General features: G+C 69.2%; 24 protein-coding genes. 14 read left to right on the top strand and 10 right to left on the bottom strand.

Annotated elements, in window-relative coordinates:
* The first annotated feature begins 29 nt into the window (after window positions 1-29).
* Window positions 30-266 carry a 30S ribosomal protein S18 gene (rpsR, locus tag ACZ69I_RS22150; protein WP_003949403.1) on the top strand — a complete coding sequence of 79 codons (237 nt, stop codon included), beginning with the start codon at window positions 30-32 and terminating at the stop codon, window positions 264-266.
* Window positions 267-284: 18 nt separating this feature from the next.
* On the top strand, window positions 285-731 hold the full coding sequence (rplI, locus tag ACZ69I_RS22145; protein WP_389716134.1) for a 50S ribosomal protein L9: 447 nt from the start codon (window positions 285-287) through the stop codon (window positions 729-731).
* 124 nt (window positions 732-855) lie between these two features.
* On the opposite strand, the gene ACZ69I_RS22140 is transcribed toward rplI, so the two are convergent.
* Window positions 856-2193: an MATE family efflux transporter gene (locus ACZ69I_RS22140; protein WP_470834104.1), complete on the bottom strand. Its 1338-nt coding sequence runs from the start codon at window positions 2191-2193 to the stop codon at window positions 856-858.
* Window positions 2194-2653: 460 nt separating this feature from the next.
* On the opposite strand from ACZ69I_RS22140, the gene dnaB reads away from it, so the two are divergent.
* Window positions 2654-4129: a replicative DNA helicase gene (gene dnaB / locus ACZ69I_RS22135; RefSeq protein WP_470834102.1), complete on the top strand. Its 1476-nt coding sequence runs from the start codon at window positions 2654-2656 to the stop codon at window positions 4127-4129.
* Between the two features lie 80 nt (window positions 4130-4209).
* Here dnaB and ACZ69I_RS22130 read toward each other — a convergent pair whose 3' ends face one another.
* The 3 genes from ACZ69I_RS22130 to ACZ69I_RS22120 form a co-directional block, all read right to left on the bottom strand.
* Window positions 4210-5055 carry a class I SAM-dependent methyltransferase gene (locus ACZ69I_RS22130; RefSeq protein WP_470834100.1) on the bottom strand — a complete coding sequence of 282 codons (846 nt, stop codon included), beginning with the start codon at window positions 5053-5055 and terminating at the stop codon, window positions 4210-4212.
* A gap of 167 nt (window positions 5056-5222) precedes the next feature.
* Window positions 5223-6236 carry an NADPH:quinone reductase gene (locus ACZ69I_RS22125; RefSeq protein ID WP_470834098.1) on the bottom strand — a complete coding sequence of 338 codons (1014 nt, stop codon included), beginning with the start codon at window positions 6234-6236 and terminating at the stop codon, window positions 5223-5225.
* A gap of 197 nt (window positions 6237-6433) precedes the next feature.
* Entirely contained in the window at window positions 6434-7387 is a 954-nt protein-coding gene (locus tag ACZ69I_RS22120; RefSeq protein WP_470834096.1) for an SDR family NAD(P)-dependent oxidoreductase, read from the bottom strand.
* A gap of 58 nt (window positions 7388-7445) precedes the next feature.
* Here ACZ69I_RS22120 and ACZ69I_RS22115 point away from each other — a divergent pair, with 58 nt between their 5' ends.
* From ACZ69I_RS22115 to ACZ69I_RS22105, 3 genes are all read left to right on the top strand, one after another.
* Window positions 7446-7916, top strand: coding sequence for a MerR family transcriptional regulator (locus ACZ69I_RS22115; protein ID WP_470834095.1), 471 nt, complete (start codon window positions 7446-7448; stop codon window positions 7914-7916).
* 64 nt (window positions 7917-7980) lie between these two features.
* The gene (locus ACZ69I_RS22110) at window positions 7981-8445 is read left to right on the top strand and encodes a carboxymuconolactone decarboxylase family protein (protein ID WP_467679140.1); all 465 of its coding nucleotides are present in this window, start codon (window positions 7981-7983) and stop codon (window positions 8443-8445) included.
* 62 nt (window positions 8446-8507) lie between these two features.
* Window positions 8508-9887 carry a serine hydrolase domain-containing protein gene (locus tag ACZ69I_RS22105; RefSeq protein WP_470834093.1) on the top strand — a complete coding sequence of 460 codons (1380 nt, stop codon included), beginning with the start codon at window positions 8508-8510 and terminating at the stop codon, window positions 9885-9887.
* Between the two features lie 68 nt (window positions 9888-9955).
* On the opposite strand, the gene ACZ69I_RS22100 is transcribed toward ACZ69I_RS22105, so the two are convergent.
* Together ACZ69I_RS22100 and ACZ69I_RS22095 are read right to left on the bottom strand one after the other, a co-directional pair.
* Entirely contained in the window at window positions 9956-10408 is a 453-nt protein-coding gene (locus tag ACZ69I_RS22100) for a GNAT family N-acetyltransferase (protein WP_470834091.1), read from the bottom strand.
* Between the two features lie 78 nt (window positions 10409-10486).
* A complete protein-coding gene (locus tag ACZ69I_RS22095; protein WP_389716103.1) occupies window positions 10487-10945 on the bottom strand; it encodes a MarR family winged helix-turn-helix transcriptional regulator in 459 nt (152 codons plus the stop codon).
* 139 nt (window positions 10946-11084) lie between these two features.
* Here ACZ69I_RS22095 and ACZ69I_RS22090 point away from each other — a divergent pair, with 139 nt between their 5' ends.
* Together ACZ69I_RS22090 and ACZ69I_RS22085 are read left to right on the top strand one after the other, a co-directional pair.
* The gene (locus ACZ69I_RS22090; RefSeq protein WP_470834088.1) at window positions 11085-12356 is read left to right on the top strand and encodes an MFS transporter; all 1272 of its coding nucleotides are present in this window, start codon (window positions 11085-11087) and stop codon (window positions 12354-12356) included.
* 64 nt (window positions 12357-12420) lie between these two features.
* On the top strand, window positions 12421-12849 hold the full coding sequence (locus ACZ69I_RS22085) for a GlcG/HbpS family heme-binding protein (RefSeq protein WP_467679131.1): 429 nt from the start codon (window positions 12421-12423) through the stop codon (window positions 12847-12849).
* Between the two features lie 72 nt (window positions 12850-12921).
* Here the strand turns inward: ACZ69I_RS22085 and ACZ69I_RS22080 are convergent, their stop codons facing one another.
* Window positions 12922-13791, bottom strand: coding sequence for a GNAT family N-acetyltransferase (locus ACZ69I_RS22080; RefSeq protein WP_470834086.1), 870 nt, complete (start codon window positions 13789-13791; stop codon window positions 12922-12924).
* A 178-nt stretch (window positions 13792-13969) separates the two neighbouring features.
* Between ACZ69I_RS22080 and ACZ69I_RS22075 the strand changes: the two genes are divergently transcribed.
* On the top strand, window positions 13970-14602 hold the full coding sequence (locus tag ACZ69I_RS22075; protein WP_470834085.1) for an HAD family hydrolase: 633 nt from the start codon (window positions 13970-13972) through the stop codon (window positions 14600-14602).
* 369 nt (window positions 14603-14971) lie between these two features.
* Complete coding sequence (locus ACZ69I_RS22070) at window positions 14972-16411, top strand: globin domain-containing protein (protein ID WP_470834083.1); 1440 nt, start codon at window positions 14972-14974, stop codon at window positions 16409-16411.
* Window positions 16412-16424: 13 nt separating this feature from the next.
* On the opposite strand, the gene ACZ69I_RS22065 is transcribed toward ACZ69I_RS22070, so the two are convergent.
* The 3 genes from ACZ69I_RS22065 to ACZ69I_RS22055 all read right to left on the bottom strand — a co-directional run bounded on the left by ACZ69I_RS22065 (window position 16425) and on the right by ACZ69I_RS22055 (window position 18869).
* Window positions 16425-16907, bottom strand: a complete 483-nt coding sequence (locus ACZ69I_RS22065; protein WP_467679123.1) for an NUDIX domain-containing protein — start codon at window positions 16905-16907, stop codon at window positions 16425-16427.
* A 248-nt stretch (window positions 16908-17155) separates the two neighbouring features.
* Window positions 17156-18325 (bottom strand): cystathionine gamma-lyase, encoded by a 1170-nt coding sequence (locus ACZ69I_RS22060; protein ID WP_470834080.1) that lies wholly within the window; start codon window positions 18323-18325, stop codon window positions 17156-17158.
* Window positions 18326-18488: 163 nt separating this feature from the next.
* Window positions 18489-18869 (bottom strand): phage holin family protein, encoded by a 381-nt coding sequence (locus ACZ69I_RS22055; RefSeq protein WP_470834079.1) that lies wholly within the window; start codon window positions 18867-18869, stop codon window positions 18489-18491.
* A gap of 111 nt (window positions 18870-18980) precedes the next feature.
* Between ACZ69I_RS22055 and ACZ69I_RS22050 the strand changes: the two genes are divergently transcribed.
* The 4 genes from ACZ69I_RS22050 to ACZ69I_RS22035 all read left to right on the top strand — a co-directional run bounded on the left by ACZ69I_RS22050 (window position 18981) and on the right by ACZ69I_RS22035 (window position 21377).
* Window positions 18981-19298 (top strand): cupin domain-containing protein, encoded by a 318-nt coding sequence (locus tag ACZ69I_RS22050; RefSeq protein WP_470834077.1) that lies wholly within the window; start codon window positions 18981-18983, stop codon window positions 19296-19298.
* Between the two features lie 216 nt (window positions 19299-19514).
* Window positions 19515-19736, top strand: a complete 222-nt coding sequence (locus ACZ69I_RS22045; RefSeq protein WP_361719010.1) for a DUF5326 family protein — start codon at window positions 19515-19517, stop codon at window positions 19734-19736.
* Between the two features lie 386 nt (window positions 19737-20122).
* Window positions 20123-20836 carry an IclR family transcriptional regulator gene (locus ACZ69I_RS22040; RefSeq protein WP_470834166.1) on the top strand — a complete coding sequence of 238 codons (714 nt, stop codon included), beginning with the start codon at window positions 20123-20125 and terminating at the stop codon, window positions 20834-20836.
* 103 nt (window positions 20837-20939) lie between these two features.
* Window positions 20940-21377, top strand: coding sequence for an SsgA family sporulation/cell division regulator (locus ACZ69I_RS22035; RefSeq protein WP_470834075.1), 438 nt, complete (start codon window positions 20940-20942; stop codon window positions 21375-21377).
* Window positions 21378-21390: the final 13 nt, after the last annotated feature.

Raw genomic sequence — 21390 nt, 5'->3', positions numbered from 1 at the left:
CCACTTCTTGATCACACAGGAGATACACCATGGCGAAGCCGCCTGTGCGCAAGCCGAAGAAGAAGGTCTGCGCTTTCTGCAAGGACAAGGTCACGTACGTGGACTACAAGGACACGAACATGCTGCGGAAGTTCATTTCCGACCGCGGCAAGATCCGTGCCCGCCGCGTGACCGGCAACTGCACGCAGCACCAGCGTGACGTCGCTACGGCCGTGAAGAACAGCCGTGAGATGGCGCTGCTGCCCTACACGTCCACCGCGCGATAAGGGAAGGGTGACCGAAAAATGAAGATCATCCTCACCCACGAGGTCTCCGGCCTCGGCGCCGCCGGCGAGGTCGTAGACGTCAAGGACGGCTACGCCCGCAACTACCTGATCCCGCGGAACTTCGCGATCCGCTGGACCAAGGGTGGCGAGAAGGACGTCGCGCAGATCCGTCGTGCGCGCAAGATCCACGAGATCGCGACCATCGAGCAGGCCAACGAGATCAAGGCCCAGCTCGAGGGTGTCAAGGTCCGTCTGGCCGTCCGCTCCGGCGACGCCGGTCGTCTCTTCGGCTCCGTCACCCCGGCTGACATCGCTTCGGCGATCGAGGCTGCCGGTGGCCCGAAGGTCGACAAGCGTCGCGTCGAGCTCGGTTCGCCGATCAAGACCCTGGGCGCCCACACGACGTCCGTGCGTCTGCACCCCGAGGTTGCCGCGAAGGTCAACGTCGAGGTCGTCTCCGCCTAAGCACTGCGCTTGGCAGAGCTGAAGCACATGTCGGGCCGCACCCTTCGGGGTGCGGCCCGACGTGTTTCACGGGGGTGCTGTTTCACGTGAAACAGCACCCCCGTGAAACAGCACCCGCAGACGTTCAGCGCGTGGCGCCCGTGACGATCCAGCGCCCGGAGCGGGAGCGCAGCCACAGGGTCAGCATCCGAACCGCCATCATCAGTGTCATCGCCCCCCACAGCGCGGTCAGGCCGCCGCCGAAGGTCGGCACGAGCAGGGCGACCGGCGTGAAGACGGCCAGCGTGACGATCATGGCCCAGGCAAGGTAACGCCCGTCACCGGCGCCCATCAGGACTCCGTCGAGGACGAAGACGATGCCGCACACCGGCTGGGCGATGGCCACCACCACGAGAGCGGGCAGCGCCGCATCCTGCACCGCGGCGTCGCCGGTGAAGAGCGGGATGAACAGCGGCCGGGCGAGAACGATCAGCAGGCCGAGGACGAATCCCGAGGCGACGCCCCACTCCACCATCCGACGGCAGACGGCGCGCGCGCCCTCCGGGTCGTCGGCGCCCAGATAACGCCCGATGATCGCCTGCCCGGCGATGGCGATGGCGTCGAGCGCGAAGGCCATCAAACTCCACAGGGACAGAATGATCTGGTGGGCGGCCACGTCGGAATCGCCGAGACGGGCGGCCACACCGGTCGCGATCATCAGGATGGCCCGCAGTGAGAGTGTGCGGACCAGGAGGGGCGCACCGGCTTGTGCACAGGCCCGGATCCCGGCCGCGTCGGGACGCAGCGAGGCGCCGTGCCGCCGCGCGCCGCGGACGACGACGTAGAGGTACACGGCGGCCATGCCGCACTGGGCGAGGACGGTGCCCCAGGCGGAGCCGGCGATGCCGAGGTCCGCGCCGTAGACCAGGCCGACGTTGAGGGCGCCGTTGGCGACGAAGCCGCCGATCGCGACGTACAGCGGGGTCCGGGTGTCCTGCAGACCGCGAAGCACACCGGTGGCGGCGAGGACGACGAGCATGGCGGGGATGCCGAGCGAGGAGATCCGCAGATACGTGACGGCGTACGGGGCCGCGGTGTCCGATGCGCCGAAGAGTTCCACGAGAGCGGGAGCGGTGGGCAGGACGACGGCGATGACGGAGGCACCGAGGAGGAGCGCGAGCCAGATGCCGTCCATGCCCTGGCGGATGGCGGACGGGAGGTCTCCCGCCCCGACCCTGCGGGCGACAGCGGCCGTGGTGGCGTACGCGAGGAACACGAAGACGCTCACCGCGGTGGTCAGGAGTGCCGAGGCGACGCCGAGACCGGCCAGTTGCGCCGTGCCGAGGTGCCCCACGATGGCGCTGTCGGCCAGGACGAAGAGGGGCTCGGCGACGAGTGCGCCGAAGGCGGGAACGGCGAGCGCGATGATCTCTCGGTCGTGCCGTCGCCGGGCGGCCCTGGGTGCCGCGGGAGCCTGTGTCATGGACACCAATGTAATCTTCCACAGGTAAGAGATGCAATGCTATTGCGACCCTTACCTGAGCCGTCCTTTGGCGCGCCGTCACGCCTGGTTTCCGATGATCTTGGTCCGACTGGGGAAGTTTTTCTTCTGCACAGCCGGTGGACGGGAAACGTGCAGGTCAGAGCCGCTGTGTGAAAGACGCTGAGGGCTTGTTCACAGGGCTGTCCACCGGCCCGTGCACAGGTTTGGCGGAGTTCTCCACAGCATAGGGTCCGTCATCCACACCGCCTGTGGATAACCAGATTGGCTGACGGTGCCCACAGGCCTACCGTGGACCGGCGCCCGCCTCGTCGTACGACCTCGGAAACCCCGAAAAACCGACGCGTCAGAACCGGAGTTGGGCCCCCTTATTTGTCAGTGTCGTGCCGTAGGAAAGAGGGGCACGGCGAGGTCCGCTCGGCGGACGGGAGGAGGTGGCCCGGTGAGTATCTCCGAGCCTTTGGACGACCCCTGGGCCGACAGCGGTCCCAGTGACCGTCTGCCCGTATCCCGTCAGCGCCGCGACGGAGGACGGGGCCGCGACGAGCAGCACGATCGCGGCAGGGACAGCGGCTGGGACGGCGGAGGGTCGTCGTTCGAGCGCGTTCCGCCGCAGGATCTCGACGCGGAGCAGTCCGTGCTCGGCGGCATGCTGCTCTCCAAGGACGCCATCGCCGATGTCGTCGAGGTCCTCAAGGGCCACGACTTCTACCGCCCCGCGCACGAGACGATCTACGCCTCGATCCTCGACCTCTACGCGAAGGGCGAGCCGGCCGACCCCATCACCGTGGCGGCCGAGCTCACCAAGCGCGGTGAGATCACCAAGGTCGGCGGCGCATCGTATCTGCACACGCTGGTCCAGACGGTTCCGACCGCGGCGAACGCCGAGTACTACGCGGAGATCGTCCACGAGCGCGCGGTGCTGCGCCGCCTCGTCGAGGCCGGCACGAAGATCACCCAGATGGGATACGCGGCCGACGGCGACGTCGACGAGATCGTCAACAGCGCCCAGGCCGAGATCTACGCGGTCACCGAGCAGCGCACCACCGAGGACTATCTGCCGCTCGGCGACATCATGGAGGGCGCTCTCGACGAGATCGAGGCGATCGGCTCGCGGTCGGGGGAGATGACCGGCGTTCCGACCGGCTTCACCGACCTCGACCAGCTCACCAACGGTCTGCACCCGGGCCAGATGATCATCATCGCGGCCCGGCCCGCCATGGGTAAGTCGACGCTGGCACTGGACTTCGCCCGAGCCTGTTCGATCAAGCACAACATGCCGAGCGTGATCTTCTCGCTCGAAATGGGGCGCAACGAGATCGCGATGCGTCTGCTGTCCGCCGAGGCGCGGGTGGCGCTGCACCACATGCGCTCCGGCACCATGACCGACGAGGACTGGACCCGTCTCGCCCGGCGCATGCCGGACGTCTCGGCCGCCCCCCTCTACATCGACGATTCGCCGAACCTGTCGATGATGGAGATCCGCGCCAAGTGCCGCCGCCTCAAGCAGCGCAACGACCTGAAGCTCGTCGTCATCGACTACCTGCAGCTGATGCAGTCCGGCGGTTCCAAGCGGTCCGAGAGCCGTCAGCAGGAAGTCTCGGACATGTCGCGAAACCTGAAGCTCCTGGCCAAGGAGCTGGAGCTGCCGGTGATCGCCCTCTCGCAGCTGAACCGTGGCCCCGAGCAGCGCACGGACAAGAAGCCCATGGTCTCCGACCTGCGTGAATCCGGTTCGATCGAGCAGGACGCGGACATGGTGATCCTGCTGCACCGTGAAGACGCGTACGAGAAGGAGTCGCCTCGCGCGGGCGAGGCGGACATCATCGTCGGCAAGCACCGTAACGGCCCGACGGCGACGATCACGGTCGCCTTCCAGGGGCACTACTCGCGCTTCGTGGACATGGCGCAGACCTGATCTGCAGGGTCGTAGGTTCGTAAGACAGAGGTCGGCAGGCCCGTGCCGCGCTCCCCTGATGAGCGCGGAGCTGCGTTCGTTCAGGTGACCCGCGCGGTCACCAGGGTCTCGAAGGTATAGGGCCGCAGCCCATCGGTACGGCCGGCGAAATACCGCTGCTGGAGGTCTGCACGTGCGGGATGGTCCACGACCTCCAGCCCGCACCGGCCGATCAGCCTGTCGATCTCGATCACCGGCCAGCCGGGCTGAAGAGGCTCGTCGGCAGAAGCCGCGATCGGTGTGTAGATCCGGGCGAACTCCGTTCCCAGGTCGTCCAGCACAGAGTCCTCGGCCCGGTAGGAGAACACCACCTCAGACCCGGGAGCAGCCGCCGCGACCGTGCGCAACGTCGACTCGATCGCCTGCGCCGTCAGATAGGGAGCGACACCCGTCCAGCAGAACATCGTCGGCTGCGCCCAGTCGAACCCGGCCGCGCCCAGAACGTCCTGAAGCGGTTCGGCCTCGAAATCAACCGGCACGAACACCTGCGAGTCGCTGAGCGGCAGGCCGAGCGCCCTGACCCGATCGAGCTTCCAGGCCTGGGAAGCAGGATGATCAACCTCGAACACCGTCAGCGAGCCGAGCAGATCCGGCTGCCGCCACGCGAACGAGTCGAGCCCCGCGCCAAGAATCACGTACTGCGTGAAGGCGCCGGCAGCCAGCCGGTCCTCGGCGTACCGGCTGCGGGTGCAGACAGCCGCGCGGGACTCGCGACGGACCGGGTCGGGGAACAGCGGATCGAACCGGTCTCGCAGCTCCCGCCATACCGGACCGACAAGCACCAGGGCCAGCACGTCATCCAGGACCCACGGCGACGCTGTCTCCAGGCGAAACAATCCACGCGACACGGCCGCAAACATCGCCGTCCTGCTCGGAGCGCTCTCCATGCATTCCTCCTGGCCGGCCAGAACCCACGCGTGCCCACTCCGCGCACTGCACAGGATGCGCCTGAAGCGCCCTGACAGCCACAGGCCTGAGGTGAGGAATCAAGACCGAGAGACAGCTCCGACGCGACGGGACACAGGTACACGACGCCGAGCGGCCGGTGCCACGGTCACGGGATGTCGAGCAGGACCTTCCCCACGACACCCTGCTCAAGCGCGGCGTGGGCGTCAGCGACGCGCTCCAGCGCGAAGCGGTGCAGCGGCAGCCCGGCTTCCTCGCCCACCCGCAGCGCCCCCGCGGCTACGGCCGCCGCGACGTCGGTGACTGCCTGCTGCTTCGCCGCCGGTGGCACGGTGTAGACGAAGACGCTCTGCCAGCGCAGGTTCGCCGACAGCGAGGAGAGCACCGGGACGGAAAGATGTTCGCCCTCGCCACCCGAGTAGTAGGCCACCACAGCACCCCGGGCGGCCACGGCGATGTCGAGCTCGGTGTTGGCGCCCGGTGCGACCTCCACGACGACATCGACGCCCCCGGGGGCGAAGTCCAGGATCTCGGCGGTCGCGTCCTGCGTGCGGTAGTCGACCACGCGGTGGGCCCCGGCCGCGCGCGCCAGCGCGGCCTTGGCGGGGCTGCTGACCGTGGTGATGACACGCGCTCCGGCCCAGCGGGCGAGTTGGACGGCCGCGTTGCCGACAGCACCGGCGCCGCCCGCCACCAGCACGGTGGTGCCCCGCAGGGTGCCGGGCGCGATACGCCCCGGTCCGCTGTCATGAACGGTCAGCGCGCGGTGGGCGGTCAGGGCCGGAACACCCAGGGCGGCGCCGAGTTCGAACGGCGCGTGGTCGGGCAGGGCGACGGCATGCCGGTCGGGGACGAGTGTGTACTGCTGTGCCGTCCCCCAGGGCCGCTCCCACGCGGCCTCCCAGATCCACACCCGCTGTCCGAGCCGCTCCGGGTCGACCTGCGAACCGACGGCATCGATCACCCCGGCGCCGTCCTGGTGGGGCACCTGCTCGTTCATGCCCTGCGGCAGCGCGCGTCTGCGGCTACGCCAGTCGGTGGGGTTGACGCCCGAGATGTGCACACGGACCCGTACCTCGCCGGGGCCGGGCTCGGGCACCGGACGCTCGACGAGCTGGAGGACCTCGGGGCCCCCGGCAGCCGTCCGGATGACGGACTTCATCTCCCACCCTTCCTTCGTTCGCCCCTGGGGACAGTCGCCCGGCACCTGGGGAGGACACCGCCCTGTATGGGGCACCCTCTGAACCTCCTTGCGGATCCGGGTATTCCGAGAGTCTCGACGAAACCTGATCTCCCCACCTGGCCTGGCGGATCTCAGGGGACCGGGCTCCGAGGGGCGGTCGCGCGCCTGGCCCGGCGTCAGAAGGCGCTGAGACCGGTGAGTTCGCAGGAGAGGTCCCAGAGCCGGGATGCCGCGTCGGGGTCGACGGCCCAGGGCTTGACGCCGCCGGTCAGCATGTCGTCGGTGGTGGCCTGCTCGGCGATGTCACAGTCCTGGCAGTACACCCCTCCGCGGCCGTTCAGCAACGGCGACGTCGCCGCCCAGACCGCTGTCGCCGCGCCCTGTTCCGGCGTCTTGAATCCCTCGGCCGGCGTGCCGTCCGGCGTCACCCAGCCCTGGGCGAGCCACTCCTCGCGGGGGATGTGGCGCTGCAGCGGGGTGAGGATGCTGCCGGGGTGCACGGCGAAGGCGCTCAGGCCGCGGTCGGCGCCGAGGCGGTCGAGGTGCAGGGCGAAGAGGGCGTTGGCGGTCTTGGACTGGGCGTAGGCCAGCCATCGGTCGTAGCCGGTGCGGAAGTGGAGGTCGGCCCAGCGGATGCCGGACAGGAAGTGTCCTGAGGAGGCGACGGCCACGACCCGCGCGCCGGTGGGTGCGAACGCCGGGTACAGGCGCTGGGTCAGCGCGAAGTGCCCGAGGTGGTTGACGGCGAAGTGAGCTTCCCAGCCCGGGCCGACGCGCGTCTCCGGACAGGCCATCACGCCCGCGCCGTTGATGAGGACGCCGAGGGAGCGGCCGCTCTCGAGGAAGCGGTCGCAGAACACGCGGATGCTGTCCTGGTCAGCGAGGTCGAGGGTGTGCACCTCGGTTCTGGGGAGACCGCGCAGGGCGCTCTCCGCGGTCTCGGGGCGGCGGGCGGGGACGACGACATGCGCTCCCGCACGGACCAGGGCCCGGGTGGCCGCGAGCCCGAGACCGGAGTAGCCGCCGGTGACCAGGGCCGTGGTGCCGGCCAGGTCCACGCCCGCGAGCACGTCGTCGGCCGTGCTGCGGGCGCCGAATCCGGTGCCGAGCTTCTGCTGTTCGGTGATCATGGATTGGACGCTAAAACCTGGACCGCACGCTAGGTCAAGGGATCTGTACGGTCGCGGCATGAGTGAGGATGCGGGCGGACGGCCCGACGCCAAGGAGCGTGGGCTGTCCATAGGGAAGGTCGCCGAGGCGACCGGTCTGAGCGTGCACGCGCTGCGGTTCTTCGAGCGGGAGGGGCTCTTCCTGCGGGAGATCCCACGTACCGGCGGGGGACAACGGGTCTACGAACAGGCCGATGTGGACTGGCTTCTGCTGTGCGGTCGGCTGCGGGACTCGGGCATGCCGATCGCCACGATCCGGGAATTCGCGGCGCTCGTGCGCTCCGGTCCCGGCAACGAGCCGGACCGTCTGGCGCTCCTGCAGGAGCACGAACGGGCCGTACGCGCGAAGATCGACGACCTCGGCGCCTGCCTGGACGTCATCCACGGCAAGGTCGTCACCTACGAGCGGCACCTGCGCGACGGTACGGCGGCCGGGCTCTGGTCGCCGACGCCGCTCACACTCCCGCGTCGCGATTCGTCGGTGCAGTGACGGACCACCACGACGTCGCTTCGGCAGGCAGCGGCGCCGGGCAGACGCTTGAGGAGAACACTCAATGCAGGCTCGTATGCAGAACCCCGCCGTGGTCATCCCCGAGGCCATGAAGCCCTTGCTGGTCCTGTCCGGGATCGCCAGGAAGCAAGGCCTGCCCCAGACGACGATCGAGCTGGTGCAACTGCGCGTGAGCCAGATCAACGGATCCAGCGTCTGTGTGGACGCGAGCGCGCGGAGTGCCGGAGCGGCGGGCGTCACGGACGAGCAGCGTTCAGCGGTGGCCGCCTGGCGGCACACGGCCTGCTTCACCGACGCGGAACGCGCCGCCCTCGCCCTCGCGGAGGCGGCCACCCGGCTCGCCGACCGGCCCGATCCGGTGCCGGCGGCGGTCTGGGACGAGGCCGCGAAGCACTTCACCGAACAGGAGTTGGCCGCGATCGTCCTCGCCGTCGGCGTGTCCAACATGTTCGACCGGATCAACGTCGCCACGCGGCGGGTCGCGGGCTCGATGCCCTGGGAGACCTGACCCGACGGGGTACGGGTACGAATTCGCTCGACTCGGCGACGACTCCCAGGTCAACTGGATTCATGACAACACCCCATGAAGAGCTCCTCCCGTTCACCCGCCGATCCCTGCTGCACCGCGTCGCCACCGCGCAGACGGAGGGCCGGACCCCATCGCTGGTCGCCGCGGTGGCCCGGGACGGCGAGCTGGTGTGGAGCGGCGGCCGCAGCATGGTGGACGGGCACGCACCGGACGAGAACGTCCAGTACCGCATCGGGTCGATCACCAAGACCTTCACCGCCGTGCTGGTCATGCGACTCCGGGACGAGGGCGTGCTCGACCTGGGCGACCCGCTGGAGAAGCATCTTCCGGGGACCGGAGCGGGAGAGGTCACCATTGCTGAACTCCTCTCCCACACCGCCGGGTTGGCCGCGGAGACGCCTGGGGCATGGTGGGAGCGCACGCCCGGCTCGACGCGTCCGGAGCTCGCCGACGTACTGGGTCAGGACCCGTTCAAGCACCCTTCGGGTCGTCGTTTCCACTACTCCAATCCCGGTTATACGCTGCTCGGTTCGCTGGTGGAGGCGTTGCGGGGCGTTCGGTGGGAGGAAGTGCTGCGCCGTGAGGTGCTCGAACCGCTGGGCCTGAGCCGTACGAGCGCACAGCCTCAGGCACCGCACGCGGGTGGCTTCGCCGTGCACCCCTGGGCGGACGTGATGATGCCCGAGCCCGTCGAGGATCTGGGGCTGATGGCTCCGGCAGGGCAGTTGTGGTCCACCGCGGCGGACCTGGCGCGCTTCGGGGCCTTCCTGCTGAAGGGCGATGACCGGGTGCTGTGCCTGGAGTCCGTACGGGAGATGCGGACGCCGTCGGCGCCGTTGCAGTCGGGGGAATGGGACAGGGCGTACGGCCTGGGCCTGGACCTGCTGCGGTGGGAGAGGGGCAGCCTGGCCGGGCACGGTGGGTCGCTTCCGGGCTTCGTGGCCGCTCTGTGGGTGAGCGAGGCGGACGGGCTGGCCACGGTCGCCCTCGCCAACTGCACGTCGGGGCCGCAGGTGGCGGCGCTGGCCGTGGACCTGGTGAAGATCGTGGCCGACGCCGAGCCCCGCATCCCCGAGCCGTGGCGGCCGCTCACCGAAGTCGACGAGAAGGCGCTGGAGTTGGCGGGACCCTGGTACTGGGGGACTCAGGTGCTCGCGCTCCGGCTGACGGCCGACGGCGGGGTCGAGGTGGGCCCGCTCTCCGGGGCGGGGCGCCAAGCCCGGTTCCGGTCCAACGGGGACGGCACCTGGACGGGGCTCAACGGCTACTACGCGGGGGAGCTGCTGCGGGCGGTGCGGCGGGTGGACGGTTCGGTGAGCCACCTCGACCTGGGGTCGTTCGTCTTCACCCGCACGCCGTACGACGAGGGGGCGCCGGTCCCTGGCGGGGTGGACCTGCAGGGGTGGCGCGGCTTCCCGTAGACGCATTCCTGGGGATAGCACGACGAGGCGGCTTGTTTCACGTGAAACAAGCCGCCTCGTCGTGTCCCTCAGAGCTGCAACTTGAAGCCCACGTGGGATGCCGAGAACCCGAGCCGCTCGTAGAAACGGTGGGCGTCGACACGGGTGGCGTCGGAGGTCAGCTGCACCAACTGGCAGTTCTGGCGGCGGGATTCCTCGACGGCCCATTCGATGAAGCGCGTGCCGAGCCCGCTGCCGCGCTCGTCGGCGTGGACACGTACGCCCTCGATGATCGACCGAGTGGCGCCCTTCCGGGAGAGTCCCGGGACGATCGTGAGCTGGAGCGTGCCGACGACGCGGCCCTCGCGCTCGGCGACGACCAGGTGCTGGTTCGGGTCCTCGGCCAGTCGCTCGAACGCGGTGGCGTACGGAGTGAGGTCGTCCGGCGACTCGCGCGCGGCGCCCAGGGGGTCATCGGCGAGCATGCCCACGATGGCGGACAGATCTGCGGCTATGGCGGGGCGGATTTCGAGTTCTCCCATGGCCGCAGCCTATGTGGATCGCTCGCGCTGCCCGGGGCGTACCTTCCGTGACCGCTCCCGGCTGGTCATCGACAACCGCTAAGCCGGTACGCGCAGCGTTTCGACGGCCCTGACCAGCGGGGCCAGCTCCGGGTTCTGCGCGGCTTCGTCGAGTGCCTCGCGCAGGGCCGCGTCGTTGGTGGGACGCGCCTCGGCGAGCAGCGCGGCGCCGGTCTCGCTGACGTCCGTGTAGATGCCGCGGCGGTCGGTGGGGCACAGGTAGCGGGACAGGAGGCCGCGCTCCTCGAGCCGGGTCACCAGGCGGGTGGTCGCGCTCTGGCTCAGCACCACGGCGTCGGCGACCTGCTTCATCTGCAGGTGGCCGCCCTCGCCGTCGTGCTGGCGGTTGAGGACGTCGAGGAGTCCGTACTCCCGCACGCTCAGGCCGTGCTTGGCCTGGAGCGCGCGCTCGACACGCGCCTCGATCTTCCCGTGGAGCAGGGAGAGGGCGCACCAGCTTTGGGCGAGCGCGGTGAGTGCGGGGTCTGTCGCTGTCATGGCTCTTGTTCCTCCGTCCCGGAGTGGCTGCACCCAGAGTAGTCCACCGATGCAATATCCAGCGCTTGCAAATATCCCGCGTCTGCAATTATTGTGGACGCACGTTAAGCGCACCTGCAATCGTTTGAAAGGTAGATCCATGCCTCTCGCGCTTCTGGCTCTCGCGATCGGGGCCTTCGGGATCGGGACCACCGAGTTCGTGATCATGGGGCTGCTTCCCGAGGTCGCGGGTGACTTCGGTGTCTCCATCCCGACGGCCGGTTTCCTCGTGACGGGCTACGCCCTCGGCGTCGTGCTCGGCGCTCCCCTGATGACCGCCCTCGGCACCCGGATCCCGCGCAAGCGGATGCTGATGCTCCTGATGGGCCTCTTCGTCGTCGGCAATCTGCTCTCCGCCGTGGCCCCGGTCTTCGGCGTGATGCTGGCCGGCCGCGTCGTCGCCTCCCTCGCCCACGGCGCCTTCTTCGGCATCGGCTCGGTCGTCGCGGCCGAACTGGTCGCTCCGGAGAAGAAGGCCGGGGCGATCGCCATGATGTTCTCGGGCCTCACCGTGGCCAACGTGGTCGGTGTTCCGCTCGGCACGCTCGTCGGCCAGGCCATCGGCTGGCGGACCACCTTCGTGCTCGTCGCCGCCCTGGGCGTCCTCGGCCTCCTCGGAGTCGCCAAGCTCGTACCGGACCTGCCCAAGCCCGAAGGCGTGCGGCTGCGCGACGAGATCGGTGCCTTCCGCAACGTACAAGTGCTGCTCGCCATGGCGATGACGGTGCTCGGCTTCGGCGGTGTCTTCGCGGCCATCACCTACATCACGCCGATGATGACGGACGTCGCCGGATACGCGGACTCCTCCGTCACCTGGCTGCTCGTCCTCTTCGGGCTCGGCATGGTCGGCGGCAACCTCGTCGCCGGACGGCTCGCGGACCGTGCGCTGATGCCGATGCTGTACGTGACGCTGGGCTCCCTCGCCCTGGTGCTCGGCCTGTTCACCCTCACCGCGCACAACAAGGTCTCGGCGGCCGTGACCGTCCTGCTGATCGGAGCCCTGGGCTTCGCGACCGTGCCGCCGCTGCAGAAGCGTGTCCTGGACTACGCCTCGGGCGCCCCGACGCTCGCTTCCGCGGTCAACATCGGCGCCTTCAACCTGGGCAACGCGCTGTCGGCGTGGCTCGGCGGGCTCGTCATCTCCGCCGGTCTCGGCTACACCGCCCCGAACTGGGTCGGTGCGGTGCTCGCCGCCTCCGCCCTCGTCCTGGCACTCGTCTCGGCGGCGCTGGAGCGTCGCTCCGGAGGTTCCGGCCTTGTCTTGGCGGGTGCGGGTGCGGGTGCGGGTGCGGGTGCGAGTACGACGGGTGAGACGAGTGTGGCGGGAGTGTCATCCGTGCCCGTCGAGCAGCCGACGCCCGTCCACCACTGACTCCCCCGGCTCCCGTCCCCCACTTCCCCCACCCCCAGCACCACCCCGCAAGGAGAACTCCCTCATGAGCACCACCCACGCCACCGCCGTCGCCCCGCTGACCAGTGAGGACGCCGAGGCACTCGTCACCGCGGCCCGTCGCGCGGCCGACGCCGCCGGCGTGACGGTCAGCGTCACCGTCCTGGACGCGGGCGGCCACCTCCTCGCCTTCCGGCGGGACGACCGGGCCGTCCTGATCTCCGGTGAGACCAGCACCCGCAAGGCCTACACCGCCCTGCAGCTGAACGCCCCGACCGCCGACCTCGTCGACGCGGTGCAGCCCGGCGGCCTCTTCCACACTCTGCCCACCGCCCTCGACCGTCCCCTGCTCTTCATCGCGGGCGGGGTTCCGGTCCACCGCGACGGCCGCCTGATCGGTGCCGTCGGCGTCGGTGGCGGCGCTCCCGAGCAGGACCACGGCTTCGCCACGGCGGCCGTGGAGGCCCTCGCATAAGGCACGCGCGTACGAGAGAGGCCCGTCCCCCGGACCCTGGGGCACGGGCCTCTCTGTGTCAGGGCGGCCGACTCAGCCGGCGGCGACCGTCAGCGGCGCGAAGCGGCGGGTCCAGTCGCCGGGCAGCTCCGGCGTTCCGTACGCCATGACGGCGTTGTCGGCGACGTGCTCCAGGCCGCTCTCCTTCACCCACGTCAGCAACTCTTCGTGCCGTACGTCGATGTCGGTGCGCAGCGGACGCTCGGTGTGTGCGGCGAGCGAGGCGACGAGCGCCTTCGCGGTCTCGGTGTCCCGCGCGACGAGCGGGCCCACGACATGGGTCTCCATGTTGGGCCAGGCACCCGCGTAACCGACGATCTCGCCGTCGGCCACCGCGACCCGGAACTGGTCCGTGAAGGCGGGGAGCCGGGTGATCACATGCATCCGGTCGTGACCGAAGACCTCGGTGTCGAGCCGGAGGACGGTGGTCAGGTCCTCCGCGGTGGCCGGTCGGGTGGCGATGTCGGGCAGCGGTCCGGCGGGGGTGAGGTGCCCTCTGACCATCTCGGCCCGGCCGATCACCTTGAAGCCGAGCTGTTCGTAGAGAGGGCGGCCGAACGGCGTCGCGTGGAGAGTCAGCGGGGTGGTGCCCGCCTCCTCGACGGCGTACTCCATCAGCTGACGGCCGATGCCCTGGCGCGCGTATCGCTCGGCGACGAGGACCATGCCGATCGCGGCCAGATCGGGGCGCTCCTGAGCGCCGTACCGGGTCACTACATAGGCGGCGATCAGGCCGTTGCCATCGGGGTCGTCGATGCCGTAGCCCGTTCCGGCCGACAGCAGCAGACCCCACTTGTGTTCTTCACGCGGCCAGCCCCGGTCTTCGGAGAGGTCGGCGCAGGCCAGCAGATCGCGGGGCGTCAGTCGGCGGATGGGCAGTGCGGAGAGGGAAGGTGTCGACACGCGGGTCAGGCTGTCTGACGTACATCCTCGGCGTCCACCCGTTTGTGGGCAGAAGCACGCTGGTTCCGGCCACCTTGCCCCTGATTGGGTGGCTGTGTTTCACGTGAAACACGGTGCCCAGCAGCGAGGGCAGGGGCGTCCGGCAGCGGGCGTAACCGTGGGTACTAGCCTCGGCGGCATGGCACGCCTACACCTCTTCGATCTGGACGGAACGCTGCTGCACGGCACAGCGGCCCCCGTGGAGATATCGCGGCAGCTCGGCCTGGACGCGGAGATCGCCGAGCTCGAGCGGGACTTCGTGGCGGGGCACATCGACTCACCGCAGTACGCGGAGCGGGTGCACGCCCTGTGGGCGGAGCTCACGGACGCACAGGTGACGGCGGCCTTCGACGGGGCGCCCTGGCTCACCGGCATCCGGGAGACATGGGCCGAGATCCGGGAGAGCGGGGACTACTGCGCTGTCGTGTCTCTCTCGCCGTCGTTCTTCGTGGAGCGGCTCACCGGGTGGGGCGCGCACGCCGCACACGGATCGCGTTTCCCGGCCGTGCCGTTCACCGAGCCGGTCGATCCGACGGGCATTCTGAACGCGGCGGCCAAGGTGAAGATCGCGAACCGCCTCTGTGAAGAGTTCGGGGTGGGGCGGAGCGATTGCGTCGCGTATGGGGACTCGCTTTCCGACCTGGAGTTGTTCGGCGTCGTGCCCGTTTCTGTGGCGGTCAATGCGGATCAGCGGCTGGTGAGACTGGCCACCCACTCGTATGTCGGGCGGGATCTGCGGAAGGCATACGAATTGGTCCGGCACGACCGGTAATTGAGGTAATTGGCGGAGGAGGCAATGGAATTGCAGGCGCAGGGTAGAAGGTCTTGTGCGTTCGGCGGCTGCCGGTAGGGTCGATCACGGTTCGTGCCGGGTGCGCCACTTCGCACTCCGGGGGGCACGCACGCAGGCAAAGAAGCCTAACGGGGCGAAAAGATCCAGAACCCGTACTTGCCGTTATGGGGGCGGCGCGACGGCAGGTAATGGGATGCTGCCGTGAGACGACTGCGGCCAATGTCACATTCTCGACCTACTTGTCCGTAGGGTCCGGGAAGCCGGGGTTCAATGTGGCCGTAACGGCCGTCGAGGCAGAGCGGGGAAAGCAGGCAGCTTCCGGCAGGGAGTACGCAGACCGACCGAGAGATGTTCGAGGCGAGGCACAGCATGGACGCTCCGACCACCATGTCGGCTGACGACGGCACTTCCAGCGACGGGAGCGGATGGTTCACCCCGCGCAAGCCCCCGCAGGGGCCCCAGGACGGCGAGCGGCAGCCGACCGACACCTCCGCACCGACGCCCGCCACGGAGCCGGCCGACGAGCGAATACCCACCGCCGCGCCTCCTCAGGCACCGGCTCCTCAGACTCCGACTCCTCAGACTCCGGCTCCGCAGCCCTCAGCCCCTCAGACCTCGGCGCCTCAGCCGCACCCGGCCTCGCCGCCCATGCCCACCCCAACGGCGAAGCCCGCGGGGAAGGCCTCTCCCGACGCGGTCCTGGTGCAGCGCACGATGGCCGAGATCGCTCCCGTCGCCGACCAGGTCACCTCTTACTTCTACGCGCTGCTCTTCACCCGCCACCCGGATCTGCGCGCCCTGTTCCCCGCGGCGATGGACACCCAGCGGGACCGGATCCTGAAGGCACTGCTGACTTCCGCCGAGCACATCGACCACACCGACGTGCTCGTCTCGTATCTGAAGAACCTCGGCCGCGGGCACCGCAAGTACGGCACCCAGCCCGAGCACTACCCGGCCGTCGGCGAGTGCCTGATCGGCTCCCTGAGCCGGTACGCGAGCGCGGTCTGGGACGAGGAGACCGAGGCCGCCTGGGTCCGGACGTACACGACGATCTCCCAGATCATGATCGACGCGGCCGCCGAGGACGAACTGCGCGCCCCTGCCTGGTGGTTCGCCGAGGTCGTCTCGCACGATCTCAGGACCTCGGACATAGCGGTCGTCACGGTCCGGCCCGACCAGCCGTACCCCTTCCTCGCCGGGCAGTACACCAGCCTGGAGACTCCCTGGTGGCCGCGGATCTGGCGCCACTATTCCTTCGCGTCGGCGCCTCGCTCCGACGGGCTGCTGTCCTTCCACGTCAAGGCGGTACCGGCCGGCTGGGTCTCCAACGCCCTGGTGCATCACGCCCGCCCCGGTGACGTGCTGCGGCTCGGCGCGCCCGCCGGTTCGATGACCGTCGACCACACCACGGACAGCGGGCTGCTCTGCCTGGGCGGTGGCACCGGCATCGCGCCCATCAAGGCCCTCGTCGAGGACGTGGCCGAGCACGGCCGTCGCCGCCCGGTCGAGGTGTTCTACGGGGCCCGTACCGATCACGACCTGTACGACATCGACACGATGCTGCGACTGCAGCAGACCCATCCGTGGCTGGCCGTGCGCCCGATCGTCGACCAGCGGGCCCAACTGCCGGACGCCGTGCGCGAGTACGGGCCGTGGAACGAGTACGACGCCTATCTTTCGGGTCCGCCCGGCATGATTCGCAACGGGGTGGACGCCCTGCGCGACATCGGCATCCCGGAGGGGCGGATCCGCCACGACTCCGTCGAGGAACTGATGGCGGCGCCGTAGGGCCGGACAGGACCTACCCCAGGTCGGGGGCGTGCATCGCGCGTACGCCCTCGATATTGCCGTCCAGGTAGTGCCGCAGTGACAGCGGTACGAGGTGGACCGAGGCGATGCCGACCCGGGTGAAGGGCACATGCACGATCTCGTACTCGCCGCACGGCTCTTCGACCTCGGGGCCGTGCCGCTGGCTGGTGTCCATGGACTCCAGACGGCAGACGAAGAAGTGCTGCACCTTCACTCCGGTCGCACCACCGTCCTCGCCGATGTGCTCCACGGTGTCGACGAAACACGGCACGACGTCGGTGATCTTGGCGCCGAGCTCCTCGTGGACCTCGCGGTGGAGCGCGTCGACGACGGAGTCGTCCTCCGCCTCCACGCCACCACCGGGGGTGACCCAGTACGGATCCACACCGGGCTTGGTGCGCTTGATCAGGATCAGGTCGTCACCGTCCAGCAGGACGGCGCGTGCGGTGCGCTTGACCACGGGTCGGACGGTCATGGGGGGAATGTGGCCCGGACTGTTCCACGTGAAACATCGCGGACCGGCCGCGCCCCCATCAAGCCCAGTCGACGCCGACGCGCAGCAGCCGCTCGTACGCCCGAGCGGTGTGGCCACGGTCCGAGCCGGGAGAGGGAGGCTCGGACCGTTATGACCGGGGCGCCGCCGCGCTCTCGGAAAGGCGGTCCGGGGCGATGAGGCGGTCCGGGGTGGCGAGGCGGTCCGGGGTGGCGAGGTGGTCCGCGCGGTCAGCCCGCCGTCTCGGCCGACTCGTCCAGCGCCCGCAGCACGTCCGCCACAAGATCGTCGGGATCCTCGGCGCCCGCGGAGAAGCGGATGAAGCCCTCCGAAACGGCGTCTCCACCCCAGCGACGGCGGCGCTCGGCCGTGGACCGCACCCCGCCGAAACTCGTGGCGTCGTCCACGAGGTGCAGTGCCTCGAGGAAACGCTCGGCACGCGCGCGCGTGGGCAGCGTGAACGAGACCACGCACCCGAAGCGCCGCATCTGCTGCGAGGCGATCTTGTACGAGGGGTCGTCGGGCAATCCGGGATAGCGCAGTCCGGACACCTCGGCGCGGTCGCGCAGGGCCTCGGCGAGGGCTTGGGCGTTCGCGTTCTGGCGGTCGGCGCGCAGTTGGAGCGTGGCGAGCGAACGGTGGGCGAGCCAGGCCTCCATCGGCCCCGGGATCGCGCCGACGATCTTGCGCCAGTTCCGTACGGAGGCGGTCAGCTGTGCGTCCCGGCAGGCGACGTACCCCAGGAGGATGTCGCCGTGGCCGGTGAGCATCTTGGTGCCACTGGCCACCGTGAAGTCGGCGCCGAGTTCGAGGGGGCGTTGGCCGAGCGGCGTCGCCAGGGTGTTGTCGACGGCCACCAGGGCGCCACGCGCGTGTGCCGCGTCGGCGAGCCGCCGCACGTCGCACACGTCGAGGCCGGGGTTGGAGGGCGTCTCGATCCACAGCAGCTTGGCGCCGTCCAGGACGTCGAGTTGGGCGTCGCCGCCGGTCGGGGCGGTGCGCACCTCGATGCCGTACGCGGTGAGCTGCTCGCGGACCAGCGGAAGCACCTGATAGCCATCGTCCGGCAGGACCACGGCGTCACCGGCGCGCAGCTGGGAGAACAGCACCGCCGAGATGGCGGCCATGCCGGAGCCGAAGACCAGCGTCTCGACGTCGTCGGCGGAGTCCGGTGCCTCGAGCTCGCCGATGGCGCGCTCCAGGTGCGTCCAGGTGGGGTTGTCGTCACGGCCGTAGGCGTACCCGCCCGTGGGGTCACCGGACAGGTGGAAGTGGGCGGCGAATACCGGCCCGGGCAGTGTCGGCTCGTGTTTCACGGGTTCGGGCAGCCCGGCCCGCACCGCCCGCGTGCCGTCGCCGATGCGCGGCGCACCGTCGCCTATGGGTCCCGATTCCGTCATGCCGCCCGCCTCTCCACTGCTTCACGCACAAACGCACGAATGCACGAATGCACAAACACACAACGCCGAGCAGGCTACGGCTCGCCGTCCCCAGCATTCTCGGACACACCCGCGAGCCCCTCGGCTCCCTTGCTCCCCCGGGACCCTCGACTGTCCGTCGAGATCAGTCCTTGTCGTCGGGAAGGACGACGTTCATGGCCCACGAGACGATCGAGATGATCAGGCCGCCCAGAACGGCGGTCCAGAAGCCCTCGACGTGGAAGCTCACGTCCAGCTTGTCGGCCAGCCACGAGGTGAGCAGCAGCATGAGGGCGTTGACCACGAAGGTGATCAGGCCGAGCGTCAGGATGAACAAGGGGAAGGTGAGGACCTTCACCACCGGCTTGACCAGGAAGTTCACCAGCCCGAAGAGCAGGGCGACAACGATGAGCGTGCCCACCTTCTTGCCCGTGCTGTCGCCGGTGAGGGTGATCTTGTCGAGCAGCCACACGGCGACGGCGAGAGCCGCTGCGTTGGCGATCGTCTTGACTACAAAATTCTTCATGTGTCTGATCGTGGCAGACACGGGCCGGGAACGGTCGGCTCGTGGGGGTCCGCGACCAGTGACAGGCCCACCGGCGGTCCTACGGGCATCAGCGAGGGGTGTACGAGAGCGATGAAGGCTTTCCGACTGGACGAGCTGGAGGCGGAACGCGCCGCGAACGACGGCGCGTATCTGCAGTTCCTGCGTGAGCGGAACATGTCGGTCGGGCTGTACGCACTGGATGCCGGCGAGCCCGACCCGCAGCAGCCGCACCAGCAGGACGAGGTGTACATGGTCGTCAGTGGCCGTGCCTCGATCACGGTCGGCATGGAGACCACGCAGGTGGCGCGGGGCAGCGTCGTCTACGTGCCGGCCGGGGTGGCCCACAAGTTCCACCACATCAGCGAGGACCTGCGCGTACTCGTCGTCTTCTCCCCGCCCGAGTCCTGAGAGTCCGAGCTCCCTCCGCAGGCTGACCTCTTCAGGGCTGCGACCTCGGGGTTCTCTAAGGGTCGGATCAGGGGAGGACAAGGGCTCCGCGGCCCCCGCGGAGCCCTTTGGCGCCCTAGCATCGAATGCGAGAAGCCGGGAACCTGCGGAGATTCAGAGACCCGCACCGATGCGAAGAGCGCGGAAGTGCGGACAGAGCGGAGAGAGGTAAGGACGATGGCAGCCAAGGAGATCTTTGCGGGAATGCCGTGGTGGGTGAAGTGGGTGGCCGTGCCCGTCATCGCACTCGTCGTCTTCGGCAGCGTGATAGCGACCGTTGTCGGATTCGTGGTCGGACTGCTGTTCAAGGCCCTGCTATTCGTAGCTTTGGTCGGTGGACTCATCTATGTCGTACGGAAGTTCATATCCGGCTCCTCTTCGTCCCGCACCGACTGGTGACCGCGGGCCCGAAACCGGTGACCTCGCAGGGGTGATTTTTCGCAACGGTTCCCTCGGCAGGGGGAAGTTTTCCCGAGCGGAGCCGTAGAGCGGTGGCCAAGGATTAGAGTCCGGAATCCGACGCGGAGGTCGACCCTCCGTGGACGGGTGCACGTGCACTGCCCTTCGCTCGCTCCTGCGGGCACGGGCGGACCCCTCACGCGCTTCGGGAGTGAACCTTGGCTGCGGTCGACGCCACCACCTCAGCGATTGACGCCACCCCTGCACCGGCCGACGCGTCCGCCACACCGGTCGACACAGCCGTACCGGCGGATGCCCCCACCGCAGCGGCCGACGCCACCACCGCCTCCGTCGGACCGACCCTCATCGGCTCCGTACAGCGGGCGATGCGGTTGCTGGAAGCCGCCGCCGCGCATCAAGGCGGGGCGCCCGCGAAGCAGTTGGCACGGGAGGCGGGGCTTGCCCTCCCCACCGCCTACCACCTGCTGCGCACCCTCACCCACGAGGGTTATCTGCGCAGGGAGAAGGGCGTGTTCGTACTCGGCGAGGCGGCCGAGCGGCTGGGCAGCAGCGGGGCGCAGCAGAACCGGCGTGGCGCGATCGAGGAGACCCTGGCGCACTGGCGCGACACCATCGGGGTTCCCGTGTACTTCGCGGTCTACCGCGAGGGCGAGATCGACCTCGTGGCCGTCGCGGACACACCGGGCAATCCCGCCGTCGAGGAGTGGGCGGACTTCCGGGAGACGGGGCACGCCCACGCGATCGGGCAGTGTCTGCTGGGTCAACTCAACAGTGAGGCGCGGCTGGACCACCTCGACCGCTATCCGGTCCGGTCGGTCACTCGCTATTCGGTCCGGGACGACCGCACCTTCATGCGGCGACTCGAAGCGAGGGAGCCGATGCAGCCCGTCGTGGAGCGTCAGGAGTACGCGCTCGGCACGGTCTGCGCGGCGATTCCGATCACAGTGGGTGACACCGCCGCGACCATGGCCATCTCTGTACCCGCCTACCAGGCCGATCGGTTGCTGCCCGCAGCCCAGCGTTTGCAGCGTGAACTCGGAAAGCTACTAGGGACACTCGCCTTCTCTATCAGCATCTGAAAACTCACTCCTTGTGATCTGGTGTGCGCGTTGAGCAAGATGCCAAGGGTGCCAGGGAGTCGGTCTCTGGCTCCTCGAGGGCTACGTGACGGGGTAAGGCGCGATGGGCGAGACGGTTCAGGCAGAGGTCATGATGAGCTTCCTTGTTTCCGAGGAGCTGTCGTTTCGCATCCCGGTGGAGCTGCGCTACGAGATCGACGACCCCTATGCCGTGCAGCTGACGTTCCATCTGCCGGGGGACGCCCCGGTGACCTGGACCTTTGGGCGGGAGTTGTTGATCGACGGGGTGGGGAGGCCGTGCGGGGAGGGGGATGTGAGGGTCGAGCCGACCGATTCCGGGTTGCTCGACGAGGCGCTGATCAGGCTTCAGGTCGGCGCGGACCAGGCGCTGTTCCGGGTGGGCATTCCGCCGCTGCTCGCCTTCCTCGACCGTACGGACAGGCTGGTGCCGCTCGGGCAGGAGCGGTTGCTCGCCGACTTCGACACCCACCTCGACGAGGCGCTCGACCGGATCCTCGCGGAGGAGCAGAACGCGGGCTGATCTGCCGCCGTCA

This window comes from Streptomyces sp. NPDC036815 (assembly GCF_055609205.1).
Note: the sequence above shows the minus strand (reverse complement) of the source record. Positions and strands in the feature narration are given on the sequence as shown.

Coding starts and splice junctions, on each gene's coding strand:
- rpsR (WP_003949403.1), top strand. CDS start 30: ATGGCGAAGCCGCCTGTGCGCAAGCCGAAGAAGAAGGTCTGCGCTTTC.
- rplI (WP_389716134.1), top strand. CDS start 285: ATGAAGATCATCCTCACCCACGAGGTCTCCGGCCTCGGCGCCGCCGGC.
- ACZ69I_RS22140 (WP_470834104.1), bottom strand. CDS start 2,193: ATGACACAGGCTCCCGCGGCACCCAGGGCCGCCCGGCGACGGCACGAC.
- ACZ69I_RS22130 (WP_470834100.1), bottom strand. CDS start 5,055: ATGGAGAGCGCTCCGAGCAGGACGGCGATGTTTGCGGCCGTGTCGCGT.
- ACZ69I_RS22125 (WP_470834098.1), bottom strand. CDS start 6,236: ATGAAGTCCGTCATCCGGACGGCTGCCGGGGGCCCCGAGGTCCTCCAG.
- ACZ69I_RS22120 (WP_470834096.1), bottom strand. CDS start 7,387: ATGATCACCGAACAGCAGAAGCTCGGCACCGGATTCGGCGCCCGCAGC.
- ACZ69I_RS22115 (WP_470834095.1), top strand. CDS start 7,446: ATGAGTGAGGATGCGGGCGGACGGCCCGACGCCAAGGAGCGTGGGCTG.
- ACZ69I_RS22110 (WP_467679140.1), top strand. CDS start 7,981: ATGCAGGCTCGTATGCAGAACCCCGCCGTGGTCATCCCCGAGGCCATG.
- ACZ69I_RS22105 (WP_470834093.1), top strand. CDS start 8,508: ATGACAACACCCCATGAAGAGCTCCTCCCGTTCACCCGCCGATCCCTG.
- ACZ69I_RS22100 (WP_470834091.1), bottom strand. CDS start 10,408: ATGGGAGAACTCGAAATCCGCCCCGCCATAGCCGCAGATCTGTCCGCC.
- ACZ69I_RS22095 (WP_389716103.1), bottom strand. CDS start 10,945: ATGACAGCGACAGACCCCGCACTCACCGCGCTCGCCCAAAGCTGGTGC.
- ACZ69I_RS22090 (WP_470834088.1), top strand. CDS start 11,085: ATGCCTCTCGCGCTTCTGGCTCTCGCGATCGGGGCCTTCGGGATCGGG.
- ACZ69I_RS22085 (WP_467679131.1), top strand. CDS start 12,421: ATGAGCACCACCCACGCCACCGCCGTCGCCCCGCTGACCAGTGAGGAC.
- ACZ69I_RS22075 (WP_470834085.1), top strand. CDS start 13,970: ATGGCACGCCTACACCTCTTCGATCTGGACGGAACGCTGCTGCACGGC.
- ACZ69I_RS22070 (WP_470834083.1), top strand. CDS start 14,972: ATGTTCGAGGCGAGGCACAGCATGGACGCTCCGACCACCATGTCGGCT.
- ACZ69I_RS22065 (WP_467679123.1), bottom strand. CDS start 16,907: ATGACCGTCCGACCCGTGGTCAAGCGCACCGCACGCGCCGTCCTGCTG.
- ACZ69I_RS22060 (WP_470834080.1), bottom strand. CDS start 18,325: ATGACGGAATCGGGACCCATAGGCGACGGTGCGCCGCGCATCGGCGAC.
- ACZ69I_RS22055 (WP_470834079.1), bottom strand. CDS start 18,869: ATGAAGAATTTTGTAGTCAAGACGATCGCCAACGCAGCGGCTCTCGCC.
- ACZ69I_RS22050 (WP_470834077.1), top strand. CDS start 18,981: ATGAAGGCTTTCCGACTGGACGAGCTGGAGGCGGAACGCGCCGCGAAC.
- ACZ69I_RS22045 (WP_361719010.1), top strand. CDS start 19,515: ATGGCAGCCAAGGAGATCTTTGCGGGAATGCCGTGGTGGGTGAAGTGG.
- ACZ69I_RS22040 (WP_470834166.1), top strand. CDS start 20,123: ATGCGGTTGCTGGAAGCCGCCGCCGCGCATCAAGGCGGGGCGCCCGCG.
- ACZ69I_RS22035 (WP_470834075.1), top strand. CDS start 20,940: ATGGGCGAGACGGTTCAGGCAGAGGTCATGATGAGCTTCCTTGTTTCC.